This window comes from Paenibacillus sp. (assembly GCF_048976745.1).
In the GTDB taxonomy this organism is placed as follows: domain Bacteria; phylum Bacillota; class Bacilli; order Paenibacillales; family Paenibacillaceae; genus Paenibacillus.
In genome coordinates, this window is sequence record NZ_JBHGUU010000011.1 from 91747 (window position 1) to 112522 (window position 20776).

A 20776-nucleotide genomic window follows, 5' to 3' on the forward strand; every position below is an offset into this window, starting at 1 on the left:
TGCCTTTGTAGACTTTGAACATCAGCAAACAACAGACTGTAGTTATTCAAGCTCCCCTTTTAACCAGAGAAATGTAAAACTATTGTATAATTCATGAAATATTTTTATATTTACGTAAATTTTCACTACATACCATAAATCACAGTGCCTTGTTGACCGATATAGATAAAGGGAAATCCGCAAAAAGTGACTATAGAAATGAGGGTACCACACATGAAAACAAACAAGAACAGACGCGCAGGTCTAGGTCTCACCTTAATGATGATTCTTACGGTACTGATCCTGGGGGCATGTTCAGCTGATAATACAACAACGGCAACCGACACAAGAACAAAGGTCGGGATTGTGCTTACGGAAGTAGGTCTGGGTGACCGCTCTTTTAATGATGCTGCTTTTGATGGACTGGTTCAGGCCAGAAATGAGAAAAGCATTGTTTTTGACTATCGTGAACCGGGCGAGAATGGATCTTTTGAAGCTGCATTTGAGGAGTTGGCAGCAGCCAAATTCGACCTGATTATTGGTCTGAGTGATACGGTACAGCCCGACATGGAGAAGATCGCTACCAAGTATCCGGATCAGCAATTCCTGTTGATTGACAGTCAATCCGAACTGCCTAACATTGCCTCCATTTCATTCCGGGCGGAAGAAGGAAGTTATATGGCAGGTGTTATTGCCGCTATGGCCACAACGGAAAATCATGTCGGGTTCCTTGGTGGGATGGAGATACCGGTCCTTCGTGATTTTGAACAGGGTTTTAAGCAAGGTGTTCTGGCTGTCAAGCCGGATGCAACCGTTGATGCCATTTACGCAGGGGACTTCGGTAATGCCGATCTGGGTGAACAACTCGCTGCACAGATGATTCAGGACAAGGGCGCTGATGTAATCTATGTGGCTGCCGGTCTCACAGGCGTGGGCGCACTAACGGAGATTCAGAAATTAGGGAAATACGCCATCGGTGTAGATACCGATCAATTCTTTTTGGCGGAAAAAGCCATTCTGACGTCCATGCTGAAAAATGTGGATGTCTCCATCTATAACGCCGTGAACACGTTTATTCAAAACAATCATACCTTCCCTCAAAAAGAAATCGTGGAGGGGCTGGCGGAGAACGCCGTGGGTCTGACTGCTCTACATAATATCACGCTCAGTGATGAACAACAGCAAACCTTCGAAGATCTGAAAGCAAAGATCTCTTCCGGTCAAATCAAAATAAAGCTTGATCAATAACCCATCGGATACAAGGAGGTACGCACATGAAACTACAGGGAAAACTGATACTTAATGCTCTAATTTCACTACTTTTAAGCCTTGTGCTGGTCGCTTATATCATCATGCAACTGCTCGGTATGAATGCCAAAAATCAAAATCTGGTACCCGCCATGCTCAAGGTTAGTGAACTGAATGCCAATCAGATTCAGACCCAGCAGGCACTGGATGTCTATTCGTTCTCCATGACAGCAGGAAATCAGGACGCCGTACTCCGCTTGCTGGATGAAGGCCAAACGATGATTCAGGAGCTCACGGACGGATTGCTTGAAACCGACCAGCAGTTACAACTTATACAGTCCATCGAGACAAAATTACAAGCTCTCAACCAGGGAGCCACCGAAGCGATGAGCGCAATGAACAGTGCGGAAGCAAAACGTTACAGCACTCGGGTTCGGGGCATACAGAATGATATCTATTCGTTAAATGAGATGACTCGGGATCGTTATGATCAGTATACCGTCGATTTGGAACATGACATTCAGCAAACGTGGCAAGCCGCTCTGGTAGGAGCCATCGTATTGCTCGTCTCCGTCATGTTGTTCAATATGTATACTTCACGTCAAATCGCCCGGCGTATTCGTACACTCAAAGACGCCGCGGGACAAATTGCGGATGGTGACCTGACCGGACAATTACCGGAAGCACGGGGCAAAGATGAACTCGATGACCTGAGTCGATCCTTCGGTATCATGACCCATAATATCCGCGGCATTATTCAATCCATCGGTGCAGCAGGTCATCGTGTTGATCTGATGGCGCAGGACATTGACCGTGGGAATGATACGTCTCAAGCGATTGTACAGCAAGTATCCCGTACAACCGAGGAACTGGCGATCGGCAGTCAGAAGATTGCCGAGGATCTGAGTGAAACGGTGATCGTTGTGGACAAAATGCAGTCTACCTTCAATAACAATCTGGAGGCCACTTCCCAATCGGTGATCGATGGTCGTGAAGTATTAACTACCGTTGAGGAAGGCAATAAGGCTGTAGCGGAGCAACTCCGGCTGGCCGAAGTGAATCGTCTGGCGATGTCCGAGGTGGAACAAACGGTACAGGAACTGGAAGAAAGCGCGGTTCGAATCACCACGATGACTGCATATGTATCGGAGATTGCCAAACAAACGACCATGCTCTCGTTAAATGCCTCCATAGAGGCTGCTCGTGCCGGAGAAGCCGGACGTGGCTTCGCTGTTGTTGCGGGTGAGGTCAACAAACTCGCCGAACAATCTGCGCAATCGGTCAAACATATCTATGCGGCTGTGGGTGAGATCACAACCTCCATGGACAAGGTGAAAAACTCGGTAGCGCAGAGCATGCAGTTATTCGGCGAACAGGAACAAGCCACCAGCCAGACTCGTGAATCCTTCTCTGCCATTCGTGAAAGTGTGGAGCGTATTAGCACGGGTATCCACCAGCTTGCTAAGGACATGCAACATTCCAATGAACTCAGTACACAGGTGCAACAGGCCATCGAAAACATCAGTGCCATCACCGAGCAGTCGGCTGCCAGCAGTGAAGAGATTACCGCCTCCACGTCGGAACAACAACGTTCCTTCGCTGATGCAAGTATCAAGGTGAAATCATTGCGTGATATCAGTGCGGAGATGCATCAGGAACTACTTCGATTCCGACTGTAAGCAGGATACCGGGAGAATTCGGAACGGACGTAGGTCGGATGTAGTTTAGATGCAGGTTATAGGCAGGTTATATGCGAGCCAGGAACAGGCAGCAGCGTGAACATACAAACAAATAAAGGGGAGCCTCCGTCATTGAATCATGACAGGGCTCCCCTTTTCAGTAGCTAATCGTTGTTTCATCTAAAAAATAAATTCGTTTCAAAGATATGAAAGTATATCAATTGAATTAAACATTAACACGTCACGGAGAAGACAGCAAGAAGCCAAGAAGCGGGCTACAAGTTTTCTATAGGAAAACTAGATCGGAAGCATACGCTACGCCTGAGAGCATTCTGAAAGAGAGCTACTTCGGGAGCATACGCTATCCCCGGACTCTAACGAGTCTCAGGCACTCTATAAATAACGTGGATGAGATTCGCTAGCTTTTAATTCTCCATGTAAAACCGTGGTAATGGATAGTGAGTAATATGCACTCGTCTACTTTTAGTGTGCTGGGTGCTGGTTCGTTGGATCACTTGCAGTTTGGGAATGGGTCGTCATAGGCAGTAGCCCATAACCGTGAGCTTCCCCCACTGACCCATCCTCACAGTGCGTCGATGATGTCCCCGGCCAGCAGGGACGATGGGTCACCGCGCAGCAATGCTGCTCGTTCGGCGGCCTGCCCGTGGAGATATACGCCGAACGTGGCGGCTTGCTCCGCGCTGAGCCCTTGGGCAAGCAGACCGGCGATGATGCCGGTCAATACGTCCCCGGCACCGCCAGTTGCCATGCCGGCGTGCCCTGTAGTGTTGATGTACGCCTCGCCGGATGGCGTTGCGATGACCGTTCGTGCTCCTTTGAGCACAAGGGTCACGTCCTGCTCGCGGGCGTATTTTGCAGCGTATCCAATGCGGTCACGCTGCACTTCCGGGGTCGACATGCCCAGCAGTCGGCCCATCTCGCCAGGGTGCGGCGTCAGGATTGTCGCCGCACTTCGCTGGCCCCAGTCGCGAGGCCCATGTGGGCCGGCGTCTGCCAGCATGTTGAGGGCGTCCGCATCAATGACGAGCGGACGATCCGTTTGTTGCCACAGATGGCGCAGCCAGTCTGTGTCGCCATGGAAGCGGCCGAGGCCTGGGCCGGTCGCGAGCACGTCGCGGCTCTCCGCCAGACGCAGCACGGCGGAGGCGGAAGCCGCGTTCCATTCGCCGCTGTCGCCATCGGCGGCGGCAGCAAGCATGAGCTCGGGCACGGTGCCGATGACATGCGGCAGCAGTGCCGCGGGCAGCGCCCATGTGGCGAGCCCGCAGCCTGCGCGCAGCGCGGCCTTGGCGGAGAGCAGGCCTGCGCCGCTCATCGGCAGACTTCCTGCGGCCAGCAATACGTGGCCGTAGGTGCCCTTGTGGCCGTCCGGTGCCCGGAGGCGGCCTGTATCCACGCGCAGCGCACGGCGCAGCACCTCGTCCGTCAGCAGACGGACCGATGGACCATGCTCTGGCGCAAGCCGCGAGGGAATGCCGATGGCGCGCACCACAATGCGCCCCGCGGCAGAAGCGCCCGGGTACTGCACCAGCCCACGCTTGAGCAGCGCGAGGCATACGGTTACCCGGGCTTGAATGCAGGGCTCATACACCTCTCCGGTATCGGCGTCCAGCCCGCTTGGCACATCGGCGGACACGACCGGCTTACCGCTGTCGTTCGCCGCCTTAATCAGCGCCGCGTAAGCTCCCCGCGGCGCCCCCCGCGAGCCGGTGCCCAGCAGCGCATCCACGATGCCTGTGCACCGGCTGAAGTCCACGGCTTCGCGCCCGTGGACAAGAGCGGGGATGCCAAGCTGCGCGGCGGCATCCCGTTGCACTGCGGCTTCGCCCCGCAGTGCCTCAGGGGCATCGGCGTAGACCAATGTCACGCCAAGCCCTGCTTCAACCAAATGGCGCGCGGCAACCAGCCCATCGCCGCCATTATTGCCCTTGCCGATCAGCATGTACCACTGCTGATCTCCCGGGCGCTCCATCACCAGCGCCGGATCGGCGATGATGTCGCCACCATAACCTTGCCGATCGCCGGGCCCGGTGTGTGCCCGCCTCGCACCTGTCTGGCTGCTATAGCCAAGCTGCCCTGAATCCGCAAGCCGGCCTTCTGCCTGCCCTTCCCGGCACAGCTTGATGACTTCCTCAGCTATGGCGCGGCCTGCATTCTCCATCAGACTTGCTGCCGGAATACCGAGCTGATGAATAGTATACTCATCTACAGCCCGCATCTGTTCAGCGGTTACGATAAACAACGTTCATCCCTCCCCGTGACAAGCTCATCTCTTACCTACATTATTTCCCCTTACCTCATCCAGTTACCATAATCCAATCGATACATCATCAGAAACTCTATCGATTCCGTGTACGAGACCCTCAGATCAAATTATCCATTCCAAAACCTCTCTACGCTTAATAACCTACGGTAAACCGTGCCTGGATAAACTGCGGATCATCCAGTTCGTCCACCAAAGCCGCTGCAAAATCGCCGACGGAAATCGAGCTTTCCCCGATATCATCTGTAATCACACGGGTCATACCAACTCGGAACTGGCCAGTCCGACGTCCTGTTGTGATTGTTGCAGCAGGGCTCATGTAGGTCCAGTGAATACCTGACGCTTCAATCAGGTCATATGCTTCTGCATGGGCTTTCGCAAGTGGCTTAACTTCTTCCGGGAATCCCGGCGTATCCATCAGCATCTCTCCGGAATCGGTCAGCAAACTTCCCGCTCCACCAACTACAACCAGACGTCCTGCTTTTGCCCGGCGCACCCCCTCGATTAACGAACGTGTCACTTCCAGCATCTCTTCTTCTCCACCAAACTTCGGTCCATATGCACTCACAACCGCTTCCTGACCCGCTGCAAAATCTGCCACCTGATCCGGGTTAAGCAGATCTCCCTGTTCTACACGCAAACGCTCATGCACCATCTCAATTTTGGACGGGTCACGCACCACCGCTGTCACTTCATGCCCACGATCCATCAGCTCCCACAGTATCGTCTTGCCAATCGCTCCGGTTGCTCCAAAAATGGCTACTTTCATATGAATTCCCTCTTTTCTGTAGATATCATCTCAACAACTTACCGTTATTTTAATACTTAATCCTATTGTTATATACCTTAAACGGCTCACGCCATCTTAAACCGGATGTGAGATCTTGTAAACGTTAATGTTCATCCGCTTAACCTCTCAAACTATGCACCAGACCACGAACAACACTTCCCCAACTGCTTTCCTTTCCATATCATTACCTTAAACATCGCCAAAAAAGCCGCATTTGCGGCTTCAACATCATGTATTTATCTTACGTGGATACTCTACTGTTGGTTAGAAAATCAACAGCCGTCTGTGCCCAGATTCGCTCCGAATAAGCCTCATGCGCCATATCCTGTACAATATGAAGCTCAATCCTGCCTGCAGCTCCAGACATCTGCTTGTTTTTCATGATGTCCAGATACAACCTCTCCGTCTGCTCTACGGGACACAATTGATCAGCCTGACCGTGAATGAGTTGAATATCCACCTCACTGAGCCCGGATACATATGCTGTTGGGCTTCTATCCCGCAGGGCAGATTGATCATGCAGAAGCTCACCGATTTCAGTTTCCAAGAATGATTTCAGCTTCACTCCTCCACCTGCGTACAGTCCTTCCAGATCTGTAAACGGTGCACAGGCAACCACAGTACTCCATAGCGCCGGACTTTTACCTGCTACCAGCAATGCAAGATAAGCCCCATAGCTCACCCCATAGAGAGAGACGTTTGAATAGGAAGATAACATCTGCTCCCGCATGAACTGGATGACATCTGCATCCACGCCGCCCCAGTCGTTCTGAATGAGCATCTTGTAATCCGCGCCAAACCCTGAGCTGCCGGGATAGTTCAGCCCAATGACACGCACTCCTGCCTGATATAATCCGCTGATAACGGGACTAAAGCTGTCAAACAGGCAATTATGAGGCCCCCCATGAAGATAGATAACCACCTGTTCTGCGCCCTCCGGATGCATGTCCATGTACGGGATCATGTGATGCCCATAACGAATCCATCGATAGATTACCTCGGGTTCTGCATCGGGATGGTTAACAATTCTCTTATTTTGTTCAACCGGGAAACGGATAATCGTACGCGTTTGTTCTGAAAATCGGTATATCCCCGGCGCTGGAATACGTACGATAGATTCATATTTTCCGATCAATCCCTGCCTGTCCCTACTGAGCACAGCCTGTGTCAAGATTCCCGGATAATCATACAGCTCAAACCTCTTCTCTCTGTCCAATGTATATTGAACATATCGCCACCTGCCGCAGGTTATCCCTTCACAGAGGACTAACTTTTGATGTGGATCGAGTTGAATTCTAATCAGTTCAGAGAAGGGTTGGCTATCCCTTGAACATTCATGCACCATATCCTCTCCTTGCCTGATCCATCCGGGCTGGAAGCCATCTTTTACAGGAATAGAAACGGCTATCAGATCCCCCTGCTTATCCATCACAGGGTAGGCATACTCCCTATAGAGTATTTCGGATGATGGAAGGATATCTTCGGGATACGAATACACTCTTCCGAATCCACCAACGTTTACACCAATTTCTTGTGTTGACGCAGACCAGAATACAAATTGCGGATTATCCAGATCAGGAGTAACCCATCGCGCCTCATCCTTCTCAGGATCGTAAAGACCTATACGGACAGCTCCTGAACGATGTCTAATGGAAAATAGCAGGAGTAATTGCTCCTCTTGCCAAGCGGCCTGCATCACTGGAAACGGAAACTTCACAAATAGGCTCTGAACCAGAATTGCTTGCTGCTCATCCTCGTATAGATAAAGCCATTTCCCCACCTTGTCCTGTGTAATCACCAGAACCTGATTCCTGCCTATAAACTGAATATGCTGCGTATGCTGCTCTGACTCTGTCCCATGTTCTGAAAGGTTCTGCCGGCTATCAATGCGGCCTGTATCATCAAGACTGCACCATTCACATGTATTGTCATCATAGCCCAAGAGCATACTCGTTCGTTCCTTATTCACACTCATTCGTGTCAAGAATGGATAGCCCAACCGGATTTCCTCCTCTCATTCCAGTGCTTTAACTGCTCCCATCCCTCCAACTGCAATTCTAGTTTATTGATATACTGCTCCTGTGTGTATGCATCTATAGGCGTAACTGTCCCCAGTCTGCCTAATGTTTCCCCAATCAACCTGATCTGTGGCAGACTGGCAACCGGCAGCCCCATCATCAATAGACGGTACACCTGGGATGCCCGTTCCTCTGACCCTTGAGTAATCAGCGCGCCAGCGATTTCCACCGCACGACCAAGCAGTTGGGGATGGATAGTGTTTGTGTTCATGCGTAACAATTGAATCAATAGTTCATATTCCTGCTCCTGCTCTCCAAGCTGTTGATGCAGTACCATTTTTAATTGCAGTACATGCCCCAGCCAATCCTCATATGCATCAACACATAGCTTCTCCGCAGCCAGCAACGTCATACCCGCCTCTGCATAGTGACCTGCCCGGAGCTGCAACCCCGCAATGTTTAGTAACGTCTGAATCTGAAAAACTCGCTGATCGGGTCCATCAGGAAGCTGACGTATACGCTGTCCCGCCTGTCGCTCCAACGTAATTGCACGTTCTACATTGCCCTCCTGCATCTCAATTAATGCTTCACCATTATCAAGCGCAGCCCATTTCCCAGTACGATACGTTTCCGTTAGTTCATCATGGGCAATGATTTCCCGAGCTTTCGAATAACAGTGTCGCGCTTCGGCATACTGCTTCCCTTTTTTGGTCAACAGCTGACCCAACTCAAACCAGAGTACTGCCTGCTGTGTCGCCGACAAACGTTGAAATAACGAATTATGATCGAAAAAATGAAAACAGGACCTGTAGCGGGCCGGATCAGTCGATTTGGACAACAAAACCCAGGCCAGCCTATTATAGAGCGCCAATGCTGCCTCTTCATCCTTCCCTTTATCCTTTTTTACCTTTTGTAGATGTTCTTCCAACAAAAGTCGAGTCTGATCGGGCGTATCCCTGACAAGAGATACTGGAATTTTGGGCATTTCCTCAGGATTACTCGCTATGGTTGGATATCGATGAAAAAAAAGCACTACACTTACTCCCCTTAGTTTCTGTCGATGCAGGATATAGTGGATGGCTCCCAGATCCGCGGGATGAAGGTAGGAAGATACTTCCACCAGAACCCATTTCCTATTTCCAGGCGTCCATCCTGATCTTTGAAATCTCAATAACGCATTTTTACATGCCACAAGATCATCTATTGGCTGAATTGGACTTAATTGATAGATCAGCGGGAGAGTAGCATACGGATCACCAACCGTGATTTGTATAACCTTATCCTGCCAATGCGTTCTCAGTTTGTGAATTTCATGCTTCACCGCATCCGATGTCCCTTCAACGACAAACAATCCAGGTTCATGACTCACGCGAAGCCATTTACTCCTCAAATCATGATAATCCGTACTTTCCAGTGAGATAGGCATCATGAAAGCTCACTCTCTTTCGTGATTCGGCATACGTGTATAATTTCAGGTACCTGTTGTAAATTCAGTGCATCCATCAATTGATAACTGCCCCGGTTGTTTGCATCAAGTGAAGCTTTAATCCGCTGATCCGGATCTGGACTGCACCGATGGAGGCCATATGCAGCAAGCCAACGGGCCCAACCTTGACGTTTCGCTTCAGGTATCGTGAAGATATGAGCAAGGAGTATACTGCCGAACTCATCGCTTAACAGGCAGCCCCCAATCTTCCTTCCCTCCAGTTCCACAAGCCCGGAACCATTTAGCAGCTTGCCATATCCCCCCTCATAAATATCTCCGATAGCTTGACGAGCAGCTTCCCAACCTGGACAGGTAAGATCACTGGCCTGGAGCAATCGAGCAAGGGAGTCCTCCTGACCCTCCGCAGGCCTCCAAACCGCGTCTTCATTTGGCATAGCAGGCACGGGAACGTCCTTCAAATTGCCGAAAAATCGATACCGATGGGCAAGAACATCCGCCCGGTATCCAAGCTTCTCCCACGGAAATGAGGCAGGAGCAGTTGCATATAGAGAGGACCATGTGATTTTATCCAAAACGGATGACATCCGATCTTCCCAATAAAGATTGGAATGTGCTTCACTCCATAAATCCAATGTATACTGCCCTTCACCCTGATCAATTATCATGAACGAAGATAGGGTTTTGTCTTTTCCAGGTTCAACTGCATAATAGCGATCCCCCGCCTTCCCCGATTCGTGCTGGCATTGCGGCAGGATATTAGATATGGATGTTAGCATCATACGCTTTTCCCTCCCTGTTATAATCGAAACCTGAATAAACCAGTGGTTCGGATGTAACAGACGGATAAAACCGGCGTAGCAAGAATGTATAGATCCCCATATAACCAGTCATATAATCAGGGGAGAAGGACTCCATGTCCTCCAGAGGCCACATCCATATGTCTTCCTGTTGATCACTTCGCAAGACATACAAGCTCTGTGTATACTCCGCTAGTTTGGTTTCATATCTGCCTGGGAACTTGCGGTTAGCCAAGAGTAGAAAATCTCCATTGCCTGCAATTCCGTGACACTGCCCAAAAGAAGCAAATACCGTTGCCTGTGCCACTGCATCCGCTGCTTGAAGTCCAAGTCTGGTACAAAGGGGATCTTGTAAAATATCAGCTGCTGCCATCAAAAATCGACCAATACCCGCCGATCCATTACACCAATGCACCCAGAGTGTATCCGGTTTTTCCGGCGATGCAGGCCAGAGGCTTACGCCATTCTGTGCTCCATGACTCGTACGATCGAGTGTATCTACAATTCGCTTCACAGCAGAATAGTACGCTTCCTTTCCTGTACGCTCCGCCAAGGCAAGCAGATAATACCCGATACCTGCGATGCCATGAGAAAATCCAAGGGAATGATGACCTTTTTGGTCCGATTTATCTTTCACTTTCCACAAACTCAATGATTCGTCTGTCTGCTCTTCTTGTTCCAAAATATAGACACCCAGTTCCTCTGCTCTGGTCAGAAGTTCAGGGCGGCCGCCAATACGGTATATTTCAAGCAGCATCAGTCCCAAACCCGCAGCTCCATGACTAATATTGGTCTGCACCGGATCATGTAAGGTGATTTCCAATGCCAGATCCTCTGCACGTTGAAGCAGCGATGGATCATTTATTCGTTCAGCCGTCTCTGCCATTGCCCAGGGTACAGCGCCATATCCAAAGTATAATGCTACAGGTGTCTCATCTGGAACGTAAGGGTGATTCGTCAAAATCCATTCCAACACTTCATACGCATATTGATGGTATTGTCTGTTCTCTGTAATCTGACCAAGCTGATTAAAACCAAAAATCATCCCTGTCCAGCCAAAGTTAAAATTCGCCGGGTGAAACATCTTGCTCATGCTGTTTTCGGGGAACAGTTGATGGGGACTATTGAAATCAAGAGAAGTATACAGTGTGTTTACCATACGCTCCGCCTGACGGAGCACTTCTTCTGGCTCCATATTGCATTCATCCTTCTCTATTACATCCCTGCTTCCTCCTGAATGGACCTCTTGCTGCTCCAGTAATGCAACCAACGTTTCACGAATTTCTGATAACTTCACATATCCGCCAGACATGATCTCAATACCCAGACTTCCCAAGCCACGAAGTTGTGTATTACTTTGATGATCCAGATAAGCTTGTGCAGCTTCCAGATGAGATTGCCGATATTTCAGATAGGGGTCGATGGATGAAGCCATGTAATAGAAGACGGCTCCCAGTGCATACAGATCATCCGCATAACTGGAGCGCCTGCTGTGCTCACGCCCTCGTGGCACATAACCCGGAGTATGCCCGGTCAATGGATCGGCCTGGTTCTCATCACTTCTAACATAAGCCAGTTCAAGATCAATCAGGCGTACACTTCCGTCCGTCAGCACAACAATATTGTTGGGCGTCAGATCATTAATCACAATCCCTTTATCGTGACATTGCTGCACCATATCGAGAATATGTATACCCATCCGATGCATATCCGCCCGGTTGTAATCTGAGGCTACATGTCTGCGATGGATATATTCACGCAGGCTGATGCTTTCAAAATACTCCAGGATCAGATAGCGGTTATTTTCAACACTAAACAGATCAAGCGGCCTTGGGGTAACCCCCGTATCCTTCATCAAATCAAGCACGCGATATTCATTATCCAAATAGTTATGAGCAGAGCGCCCACCACCGTCTACACGCATGCGGTAGACCGCTTCTTTCATGACAGCCTGTTCATAGGATGTGCCAGAGATGAGAAATACTCCTCCCTTGCCGGATTTCTTGAGCACACGTCTCACACGAATATTTCGTATACCAAACTCATTGTTATTGGAATCGGAATGACGAGAAGTCACCTGATTTGTCTCCATGTCCTGAATCCGCAGCAATTCCTCGGGTTCATTCACCCAATCTGGCTTATATCTGCCGGGCGTTCTTCGATCCTCCTCCAGCTCACCTTCAGGATTCTGGATGGCATACACTTTTGCACCCGAGTAACGGTCATAGTAGAAACGATCCGTGAATGCACCATAACGGTAAAATACACACTGGCTGCCGAGGTATGCCCGATCTGTCGGAATAGCTGGTCCTTCCAGATCACCTGTACATGAATGCATGAGCTCAAGTAACTTCAAGAACTGCTCTTCGTCTCGTGCGTAGATGGTGACACACTTCCCCGTCTGAGGGAGAGGTATGGAACCGTTAGATGTTTCAATCAGTTTCAGCCCACTGCTCACTACTTTCCATTGCACTTCATTTTCTGTGAGAACAGGTGCAATACGGCGCAGCAATTCAGCTCCTTCCACAGGAATAACCGATATATGGATTTTCCATCCCTGCGCGGGAAGCCTTAATTCCTTCGGTCTAAAACAAATCCAATGGCCGTCATTCGACCATTGGATGGATTGGGGAAGTTCCCGGATTATATGTTCCAAAGCGTTCTCAAAGGCGTCCTTCTTGGGGGTTACACTTGCGAATTTCAATGAGAATCACTCCTTTTTGGATAAAGTAAGAGGGGGAGGTACAATTATTTTAGTAATGCGCGAAAACCAAAGACTTATCTTTCAAATGATTCAGTGAATAGAGCTTGTAAAGAAGTTCCTAGTTCTCAACAACGATTGTTTGTGAGCTAGTCCAGCTGCACACTGTACACAAGCTTGTTTCCTCAAACATGTTGTTATCCTCTTCAACCTCTAGTGCCATCAAATCCTGTACAGATAAAATTTCCTTGTTTTCCATGATAAATTACCTCCCATTTGTCTCCCCCTCTTATAAACCAAATTCTACATAAATTTTGAATTTCCTTCTTTTTAATTGAATTATTTTACATAAATTATTCATACAATCCATTTATATTTTCTGATCATGCCAAATTACTTGTTTCCTCGGACTAAAAAGAGGCACAATATGACATCAAATTCCAGACTACATGGAGGTCATTTGTTGTTGGGTACGCTTGCTCCGTTCTTCACGGAAAGGTCGGACAAACAGGCTTGCCAAGCCCATACAAATAACAAATGAACCAATCCCCATGTATACCCATGAAGGATTGTACGTTTCAATGAACCAGCCACCCAATAACAACCCGAGCGGATTACTAATGCCACTCATCAAGACCCCCATACTGTTCATGACACGCCCTCTTTTTTCTTCCGGGGTGGATAAAAGAATGGAGGTAACTAGTGGAACATTCACAAGGGCAAGTCCCATCATCAACAAAAATGAACACGCAATAGCAATGTACAGGTTAGGAAACATCGGCATGAGCAGCAAACTTGTGCCTGAGATGAGATAACTGATCAAAAACCAGTGAGCCAGCGAGAGTCGTTTGGCATATTTACCACTGAGCAGAGAGCCTGCAATACTGCCCGCGGCAAAGGCCGACTGAAGAAGACCGTAGCCTTGTGGTCCAGCTTGGAGCACCATATTGGCAAAAATCGGTGTGAAAATATGCAATGGCGCACCTGCAAAATTGATAATGGCTCCAAAGATAATGCAGCAGGCCAAAATTTTACGGGAAAACAGGAATGTAATCCCCTGCATGCTATCTTTAAGAAAACCGGAGACTCCTTTTTGTTTCACGACTTTGGTTACAGGAATGCGGATAAAGAAAATGGATATGGCGGACAGCAGAAACGTAACGGCATAGATGAACAGGATGGACTGAACGGAGATGAGCGCGATCAATATGCCCCCCAAGGCGTATCCAAGCAATTCAATCGTTTTGGAGGAAGAGTTCAGTAAGGCATTGGCTGGAGCTAATTGTTTTGTAGGTTCTGGCAAAATAGCGGGGATGACTGTCTGGGTTGCCGGATTGAACAAGAAACCAAGGATTGCAATGAGCAGATTGGCTGCGTAAATATGCCACGGAAGCATGGATCCTGTCATGAACAAAAGAGCCAATATGCAAGCTATACCTGCACGCAATATATCTGTCCAGATCAAAAGTTGCTTTTTGGGGAGGCGATCGCTGATCGTAGCCAGGGGAATACCCAAAAATGCATAGATCAAGTACGGCAACATCGGAATCAGTGCGGCAGCGAGTGCTGACTCCGTTAATTGGAGGATATACCACATCGTCGCCATCGAAAATAAAATCTGACCTGCGCCAGAAACCAATCTGCCAACAAGAAGCACAACAAAAGAAGGAAGGCGCAAAACCGCTCGATAGCTGTCACCGTGAATTTCATTTTTCATCTTTTTCACGCACCTCTCCCTCGTACGTAACAGATTCATCATCACTACTACGGTGCAGACGTGTAACTAAACCTGAATCTCGAATGGTCTGTTGTATCTTGGCTTTTACCCGTTCCAGTTCAGCCGTATACTCGCGTATCTCGTTCAATAAGGTCTGATGTGTTCGTATGCCTTCCCTAATCAGCATTGCAGTTGCGTCAGAACGGTTTTTGGCTAACTCAAGAAATACAAGCTGATCAATAATATCAATCTCTTCCTGACTTAATCGAACGGAAACTACCCCCTTGGTTCCCGAAAGGTTTTTGTTCGCCTGCTCCACAGATCGTTCCACCATCTGGTTAAACTGAGCTTTCTGGTCATTGTACATATTCATTTCCTCCATTCTTTACAATTTCTTTACAAGGAATCTGTATATTGTATTTTGTAAATCGTAAATTGGTTATAATTTACATTATACTTGTAAATAAATGGTTGTAAAGCAAAAAACCTTTGGATATCCAAAGGTTCGCTGAATATGTTTTTTAACTAGTTCACTACTCTCCCTGTCTCCACCACATACCCTCCGATTTCGGACTGGTATACTCAAATCCAAATTGGGCATACAGGCGATCCGCTGGAACATCCGCCAGCAAACTGACCAAACCGCGAGCAGGCACGACGTCACGCAGATAATTCATGATCTCGCTCATGATCAGCTTTCCATAACCCATTCCCTGAACATCCGGGTGTACAGCAATATCGACGACCTGAAAGAAGCAACCTCCATCTCCAATCACTCGCCCCATACCTACCAGTACATCTTCTTCACGCAGACATACGGCAAACAGGCTATTCGGTAGTCCAATCTCCGCCCCTTCCCTGCTCATTGGACTAAGGCCCGCGATCTGCCGCAGGGCAAGATACTCCACTGCTGCGGGTGGTGTGTGTTCAATATTCACTTGATCCATGAATTGTGCCCCTCCCTAACAAAATAAATTATTCTTTTATTCTGTCAACCACATGCCAAGACTTCAACAACAATACCGGCGGAATATATGCCGGCATAAGCCACTGATAAGACAAATCTTTAAGCAATTGACCCAACCATAACTGTCTCTGGTCATCCAGTCGCATCTTCCACGGACCGCTGGACATAGTTTCTCCTTGATCTACAAGTTCACGGGCAGCGTCATAAGTATACTCTTGGCCTTTATTTCGTTCAATCTCTTCGAGAACAGCATCATATAGTTGCTGCTGCTCTTCTTCCTTCTCCTCTGTAAAGTCAGAATCATATACCACGGAGAAGTTTAAGCCCTTGAATTTATGTTCATCGACAACTTCTTTAAATAAATCTGTCACAAACACTTCCACCGTAGCCGTCTCTTTTATTTTAAACATATATGTGTTATTCGGTATTTTGGAGAAGTCAAATACCAATTTATTAAAACCTGCGAAGTCCCCATCACTATAGCTTCTTACATCTGAGCGGTTCCAATCCACACATTCCAGAATATTCGTAACATTTACTACATACAACTCTAATTCATCATGAATTAAAGGTAATAATTCAACCTCTTTTGAGATATGATCTTCAAATACTTCTTTCACATTTTTTTTCATAATTGGCTTCCCTATTATTAACCTAGGAAAATCACTATACTTTTTTTTATACAATGTTTTTACTTTAGTCGGGGTCCATATTTTCCCCTTAGAATTTCCATTAAAGTCTGAACCCAACTCATGGTCCCAATCCATAGTATTTAAATCCATGCAGCTATCGTTATATTTTAGTTCATAGACTTTCATATTTTAACTCCTATCCTTGGATTGCTCATCTAACAAACCTTAGCTAAACTTTGTGCCCCTTTCTGCTTGAATTCATCTACTTCCTGTGTAATAGTGAGAGAAAGCTTACGTGAAGCGTGTTTCAAGATACGTGAAGTTGGTGCAAAGGAGGAACAAGTGTGTTTCAACGTTGGATTGAAGATCTAACATCTCGCCCAGGTGCTGTGGCTGTGCTACTTGGCGTCATGGCTGTGCTTCTGGGGATATACATATGGTCTGCCACCGAAGTTCGCCGCAGCCACGAAAGGCGAATGAGAAGGATACGAGATACATTATACATAAGTACAGCCCTCTTGGGACAACTTACCATCCAGGAAAATCGGAATGATGAACGGTCGGAACACGAACATAACGATCTGATCACGGCAATGTTAGCCTGCAAAGCGGCATCTTACCTTTCCCCTCAACTACAGGATCAGATTCGTGACTGTATTAAGGAACATGATCCTGCCAGACTCGGCCTGATGCACAGAGCACTGGAACGGGAATGCACCGTATTATCGGATGAACTCAGCCGGGATACGCATGCAGATCATTGGGGCACAGCGCTCTGGACCATCCTTCGGCCCCTAGCCGAACCAGCCGCACTGGCGGCTACAGGGTTTCTCGTTACGGATCTGGTATTTCGTCAGCAGATGTTGGACGTGTCTGCGGACTCATGGGACAGCATCTTGCCGTGGATTCGCGCGATTTCCCTAATGATCACCATCATATATGGTTACCTGCTCTGGGCCAGCCCACGCCGGGATACTCCAGGTACAATAACCAAAATGCTCTCCTTGCTGATCGCGCTATGCTCCTTGCTTCATCTGATTGGACTTGTGGCTGCGCCCTACGCCCTTGGATTACAGTTGATCTTGTTCACTTCAGGCTTCGGTCTGACCGGAACACGCTCTCGCAGTGATCGCCCCTACGCAGGACATACGGACCTGGAACCAACGAAGCAAGTCTCTACGGAGATGGAAGTGCATACACGTCGTACATCGGGTACCCACACCGGCGAATAACTAACGTATGGACTCCTTCCATAGCATTGATCTTAGAGATCCACCCCTTGGTGATACAAGACGCGTCCTTCCCTCGACTGGATTTTCATCAATCAGGGCATGTCTTCAAACTCAGGCAAATTATACGATGATGGATATCAGCATCCGATAATTATCGAGCTCCTGTCTGGCTGTTCCTATTGAATAGCCAGATTATTTTGTAAGGAACTCAGGACGTCTTATTCGGCCTCTACAGCTGTCTCAGATTCGTTAGCGCGCACTCCATGTTCATGCTCTGAATCGCAAGTCTATAAGCAAAGAGGGCTGAAACTACAATGTAGTTTCAGCCCTTTTCTATATACTACTCATGTCTTGCGAAATTTAATCGGAAGGTTATATCATCAAAGTGACATGTGTAACATGCTTTAGTTCACTTTATATAACGGATAATTACTTCACTTATTTGGCTACAACATGTGCAATGATACGACCTTTTTCGTATGTGACCGTAACGTTATAACCATCTGCCGTTACACTGTCGAATTCACCTGTAATTCCATTAGCGGTGATTAACGTAATATCTTTGGAACCTTCAATCTTATGGTTGGACAAGTCGAGCTTGAGGCTTCCTCCATCAATGTAGAGCTTTCTGCCGACATTCAGTTGACTGTTGTCACCATCTACAACCAATTCCAGCGTACCTTTATCCATGGTGAAGTTTCTATTCAAGGTTAATGCTCCATCGACATTCACAACCACTGTTCCATTTTCCACATACAGATCACCTGTACCAAAAGCCGTTGCGGATTCGGCTACCAGCGTTCCTGCTTGCAGCAAGGTACCGCCTGTGTAGTTATTTTTCCCTGTCAATGTCAGGGTTCCTGTTCCCTTTTTCGTGAGCATTCCACTGCCGGTGATATCATTTCTCCACCAGTCTTCTGCATTAAACCGTCCTTTGGAAGCATCCATATCTACGGTTACATTGTTCAAGAATGCACCGTATCCATCTGAGGCTGTTACCAGATCAATTCTTCCCCAGCCCTTGGATTCATCCAGTACAGGATATCCAGAGTCAATGGATGTTGTATACAATACTTGTCTGCGTTGCTCATCTGTTAGATACGGTTGACGCGTTTCTAGCAAAACTTCTGCTCCTTGCGGTACAACGGGAGCCAAACCTTTGGTTCCTGTTTGTGGCAGACCGTAAGTCATCTTCTCTCTATAGAAGGCTTTATTGGCATCATGATCTTCCCATTTGTGCTCATCGTATGCACTCTTGAACGTGTAATCTTCGGTTACGGTGTGTGCATAATCATACAGACTCATGTTTTTTTCCTTGGCTGCAGCTCCAAATACTTCTCCTGCATTCTCATAACCTTTCGCTAACACATCTTTGTTCTCAGCTTTATTAAGTGCATATGCAGCCATGGCTGTGGATTGTATTCTTCCTCCTATAACATCAAGCGGTGAGTGCATGCCCGTTACGACTCGATTCTCGCCCAACTGAGCTGCTCTCGTTAACAATTCAGAGAATCGTTCCGGTGTAGCGTATGCCAGAGGAAATACGGATAAGTAAGCTGCGCTGGTATGTCCACTCGGAAATCCGCCATCTTTCCCTCTTCCATCCTCAGCGATTCGTTTGACATAAGTTAACGCAGGAATAAGCTTAACGTTGGTTTCGTATTGCTGGTAATGTTTTTCTCCGGTTGATTTGGTGCCGCCTGAAGCCAGAGGCACTTCTTTTTTCTCACCTTCGCCCAAGGTTTCCCATACAGGCAGTCCCTTGCTGTCAACCACTTCTTTCACTTCTCCATTGGAATTCATTCTCCACGGTCTAGGGGAAGAGTAGAAATATTTAGAGGGATTGGATGAGGCAGGAATTTTGAATCGAACCAGATCAACCAGATGGACCAAGTCTGAAAGTTCCGTTTGTGCTTCCCAATCTCCAATACCTTGGCTTTCATCTTCCACGGTTTCTTCGGTCAATACCACATTCATCTCGTCCACTGTTCGTTCAACGTTTGTCTTTGGCTTGATGATATCTACATACGTGTTAGCCAACGGACCAAAGCCTTCCATCACGCTATAGATCTTATCTCTTTGGTCATCATAATAGGCTGCCAAAGCCTCTTCACCCGTGCGGTTTTGCGTGACCTTTTCTACATATCGGATATTGGCTTCCCAAGTCGCTTTGTTTCGGATCTCTTCATTTGCATATGTTTTCTGATCAGCGACAGCTATGGTTGGATCATTCTTAAAGCCGTCATAATATGGGGACGGTCCATCTCCATACTTTGCATTCTTCCCGTCAGCCCCAATTTTGGTTGCCGCTGTTCCGTCTCTCCAATCTGCTTGATTCATGGACCATACTTGATCAAAACCGTCCAAAATATCAATAAACGGATTGGTTTCCGCAATATTTTTCAAGGTGTCGTCTCCAGCATTGGCCCCGTCCTTCACGGCGGACAACCGGGCTTCATCTGCTGGAGGATTAACATTCAGTACGGCTGCCGTTCCTTTTGGCTTAGCTGGTTTGGCAGCCGTAGTCGCATCTGCTTCTACCGCCTTAACGAGTGCTGACACGGCTTCGGCACGAGTAATGGAATCAAGCGGTTTGAAGCTTCCATCTGCATATCCGGCAATAATTTTCGCTGCAGCAGCTCCACCTACTGCTCCCTTGCTCCACGCCGCAATAGAAGATGAATCGCTAAAGACATTTGCTGCTGTTTCATTTGGTTCCAAATTTAGAATACCAGCAATGACTTTAGCTGCTTCCTGACGTGTAATCGGATCTTGCGGCTTCATGGTACCATCGGTGTATCCATCTATATATCCATTTGCATTTGCAATAGAAATGGCTTCATAATACCATGCACTCTCAGACACATCGTTGAAGGTAATTTGAGCTTGTCCGGAATATCCAAAAGCACCGTTTACCAAATTCATAAATTCGGCTCTGGTAATATACGTGTTCGGTTTGAATGAATGATCCAGATAGCCTCGAATTAAACCTTGATCACCCCATGCTTGAATATTCGCTTCCGCCCAGTGTCCCTTGATATCAGAGAACCGAATCTTCTGATCGGCTGCAAAACTCTTCTCTGCAAATGTCGGACCTACCATAGACAACATTAGAAGTAATGCCAGTGACTTTTTAAGTGGTTTTCTCATGGCTTGCAAATACACGCTCCCATTATGGTAAATTATTTTTTTGCTCCTGCATCTGCAAATGAGTAAGAAAGTCTCTATACAGATGTCTGATCTGCCGTTACTGTAGCATTAGAGAGCGTTTCGCATCTATAGAAC

General features: G+C 47.7%; 15 protein-coding genes. 3 read left to right on the forward strand and 12 right to left on the reverse strand.

What is annotated here, in order from left to right; translation table 11 throughout:
• The first annotated feature begins 213 nt into the window (after positions 1-213).
• Positions 214-1227: a BMP family lipoprotein gene (locus tag ACE3K2_RS18255; RefSeq protein WP_421893215.1), complete on the forward strand. Its 1014-nt coding sequence runs from the start codon at positions 214-216 to the stop codon at positions 1225-1227.
• 26 nt (positions 1228-1253) lie between these two features.
• Positions 1254-2906: a methyl-accepting chemotaxis protein gene (locus ACE3K2_RS18260; RefSeq protein ID WP_421893218.1), complete on the forward strand. Its 1653-nt coding sequence runs from the start codon at positions 1254-1256 to the stop codon at positions 2904-2906.
• A gap of 583 nt (positions 2907-3489) precedes the next feature.
• Here the strand turns inward: ACE3K2_RS18260 and ACE3K2_RS18265 are convergent.
• The 11 genes from ACE3K2_RS18265 to ACE3K2_RS18315 form a co-directional block, all read right to left on the reverse strand.
• Positions 3490-5169: an NAD(P)H-hydrate dehydratase gene (locus tag ACE3K2_RS18265; protein ID WP_421893221.1), complete on the reverse strand. Its 1680-nt coding sequence runs from the start codon at positions 5167-5169 to the stop codon at positions 3490-3492.
• A gap of 157 nt (positions 5170-5326) precedes the next feature.
• Entirely contained in the window at positions 5327-5959 is a 633-nt protein-coding gene (locus ACE3K2_RS18270) for an NAD(P)-dependent oxidoreductase (protein WP_091038252.1), read from the reverse strand.
• 262 nt (positions 5960-6221) lie between these two features.
• Positions 6222-7979: an alpha/beta hydrolase family protein gene (locus ACE3K2_RS18275; protein ID WP_421893225.1), complete on the reverse strand. Its 1758-nt coding sequence runs from the start codon at positions 7977-7979 to the stop codon at positions 6222-6224.
• Positions 7961-9367, reverse strand: coding sequence for a tetratricopeptide repeat protein (locus ACE3K2_RS18280; protein ID WP_421893228.1), 1407 nt, complete (start codon positions 9365-9367; stop codon positions 7961-7963). Before ACE3K2_RS18280 ends, ACE3K2_RS18275 begins: the two co-directional genes overlap by 19 nt.
• Before the next feature lie 56 nt (positions 9368-9423).
• Positions 9424-10224, reverse strand: coding sequence for a hypothetical protein (locus ACE3K2_RS18285; protein WP_421893231.1), 801 nt, complete (start codon positions 10222-10224; stop codon positions 9424-9426).
• Positions 10202-12946, reverse strand: a complete 2745-nt coding sequence (locus ACE3K2_RS18290; protein ID WP_421893235.1) for a lanthionine synthetase LanC family protein — start codon at positions 12944-12946, stop codon at positions 10202-10204. Before ACE3K2_RS18290 ends, ACE3K2_RS18285 begins: the two co-directional genes overlap by 23 nt.
• A 118-nt stretch (positions 12947-13064) precedes the next feature.
• Positions 13065-13202 carry a hypothetical protein gene (locus ACE3K2_RS18295; protein ID WP_307540224.1) on the reverse strand — a complete coding sequence of 46 codons (138 nt, stop codon included), beginning with the start codon at positions 13200-13202 and terminating at the stop codon, positions 13065-13067.
• 186 nt (positions 13203-13388) lie between these two features.
• Entirely contained in the window at positions 13389-14660 is a 1272-nt protein-coding gene (locus ACE3K2_RS18300; protein ID WP_421893673.1) for an MFS transporter, read from the reverse strand.
• Positions 14650-15027, reverse strand: coding sequence for a hypothetical protein (locus ACE3K2_RS18305; protein ID WP_421893239.1), 378 nt, complete (start codon positions 15025-15027; stop codon positions 14650-14652). Before ACE3K2_RS18305 ends, ACE3K2_RS18300 begins: the two co-directional genes overlap by 11 nt.
• Before the next feature lie 166 nt (positions 15028-15193).
• A complete protein-coding gene (locus ACE3K2_RS18310; RefSeq protein ID WP_421893242.1) occupies positions 15194-15607 on the reverse strand; it encodes a GNAT family N-acetyltransferase in 414 nt (137 codons plus the stop codon).
• 28 nt (positions 15608-15635) lie between these two features.
• Entirely contained in the window at positions 15636-16445 is an 810-nt protein-coding gene (locus tag ACE3K2_RS18315; protein ID WP_421893245.1) for an imm11 family protein, read from the reverse strand.
• A 158-nt stretch (positions 16446-16603) separates the two neighbouring features.
• Between ACE3K2_RS18315 and ACE3K2_RS18320 the strand changes: the two genes are divergently transcribed.
• Positions 16604-17491 (forward strand): hypothetical protein, encoded by an 888-nt coding sequence (locus ACE3K2_RS18320; RefSeq protein WP_421893247.1) that lies wholly within the window; start codon positions 16604-16606, stop codon positions 17489-17491.
• 438 nt (positions 17492-17929) lie between these two features.
• Here ACE3K2_RS18320 and ACE3K2_RS18325 read toward each other — a convergent pair whose 3' ends face one another.
• Positions 17930-20641 (reverse strand): S-layer homology domain-containing protein, encoded by a 2712-nt coding sequence (locus ACE3K2_RS18325; protein ID WP_421893676.1) that lies wholly within the window; start codon positions 20639-20641, stop codon positions 17930-17932.
• Positions 20642-20776 lie beyond the last annotated feature (135 nt).

Excerpts from the sequence above, each read along its gene's own strand:
- ACE3K2_RS18315 (WP_421893245.1), bottom strand. The coding sequence starts at position 16,445 with ATGAAAGTCTATGAACTAAAATATAACGATAGCTGCATGGATTTAAAT.
- ACE3K2_RS18325 (WP_421893676.1), bottom strand. The coding sequence starts at position 20,641 with ATGAGAAAACCACTTAAAAAGTCACTGGCATTACTTCTAATGTTGTCT.
- ACE3K2_RS18295 (WP_307540224.1), bottom strand. The coding sequence starts at position 13,202 with ATGGAAAACAAGGAAATTTTATCTGTACAGGATTTGATGGCACTAGAG.
- ACE3K2_RS18305 (WP_421893239.1), bottom strand. The coding sequence starts at position 15,027 with ATGTACAATGACCAGAAAGCTCAGTTTAACCAGATGGTGGAACGATCT.
- ACE3K2_RS18300 (WP_421893673.1), bottom strand. The coding sequence starts at position 14,660 with ATGAAAAATGAAATTCACGGTGACAGCTATCGAGCGGTTTTGCGCCTT.
- ACE3K2_RS18255 (WP_421893215.1), top strand. The coding sequence starts at position 214 with ATGAAAACAAACAAGAACAGACGCGCAGGTCTAGGTCTCACCTTAATG.
- ACE3K2_RS18270 (WP_091038252.1), bottom strand. The coding sequence starts at position 5,959 with ATGAAAGTAGCCATTTTTGGAGCAACCGGAGCGATTGGCAAGACGATA.
- ACE3K2_RS18260 (WP_421893218.1), top strand. The coding sequence starts at position 1,254 with ATGAAACTACAGGGAAAACTGATACTTAATGCTCTAATTTCACTACTT.
- ACE3K2_RS18310 (WP_421893242.1), bottom strand. The coding sequence starts at position 15,607 with ATGGATCAAGTGAATATTGAACACACACCACCCGCAGCAGTGGAGTAT.
- ACE3K2_RS18285 (WP_421893231.1), bottom strand. The coding sequence starts at position 10,224 with ATGATGCTAACATCCATATCTAATATCCTGCCGCAATGCCAGCACGAA.